Source organism: Kiloniella litopenaei, assembly GCF_000982415.1.
Lineage (GTDB): Bacteria > Pseudomonadota > Alphaproteobacteria > Kiloniellales > Kiloniellaceae > Kiloniella > Kiloniella litopenaei.
This window is the reverse complement of sequence record NZ_LANI01000011.1, coordinates 1-850: the sequence shown is the minus strand read 5'-3', so window position 1 is coordinate 850 and position 850 is coordinate 1. Positions and strand designations below refer to the sequence as shown.

Here is an 850-nt window from a genome sequence, read left to right as displayed (position 1 = left end):
GAGAAGCTTACATCACGGCTCTCGCCAACACCTAGATCCTGGAAGTTTGAACCCGGATCAAAGCTGTAGCTGCCATCAGCATTTACAACAACAGAACCCTCACTCGGGCCTGTGTTCAGACTGTAGCTCAGCGCGTCACCATCGATATCGCTGGCAGACAGAGTACCCGTGATAACACCGCCGTCTTCAACAGCTGAGTTAACACCAGCAACAGCAACTGTACCATCGTTACTGCCACTGACAGTAACAACAACGTTCTCCGTTGCAACACCGCCGTTACCATCGGAAACATCATAGGAGAAGCTTACATCACGGCTCTCGCCAACACCCAGATCCTGGAAACTTGAGCCCGGATCAAAGCTATAACTACCATCTGCATTAACAACAACTGAGCCCTCACTCGGGCCTGTATTCAGACTAAAGCTCAGCGCGTCACCATCGACATCACTTGCTGACAGAGTACCTGTAACAACACCGCCATCTTCAACGGCTGTGTTAACACCAGCAACAGCAACTGGACCATCATTACTACCGCTCACGGTAATAACAACGCTCTCCGTTGCAACACCGCCGTTACCATCGGAAACATCATAAGAGAAGCTCACATCACGGCTCTCGCCAACACCCAAATCCTGGAAACTTGAGCCCGGATCAAAGCTATAACTACCATCTGCATTAACAACAACTGAGCCCTCACTCGGGCCTGTATTCAGACTAAAGCTCAGCGCGTCACCATCGACATCACTTGCTGACAGAGTACCTGTAACAACACCGCCATCTTCAACGGCTGTGTTAACACCAGCAACAGCAACAGGACCATCGTTACTACCGCTCACGGTAATAACAACGC

Annotated in this window: 1 protein-coding gene; it reads right to left on the bottom strand. The window is 50.5% G+C overall.

Annotated elements, in window-relative coordinates:
• A partial coding sequence (locus WH95_RS11005; protein ID WP_046506966.1) for an Ig-like domain-containing protein occupies window positions 1-850 on the bottom strand: 850 nt, incomplete at both ends.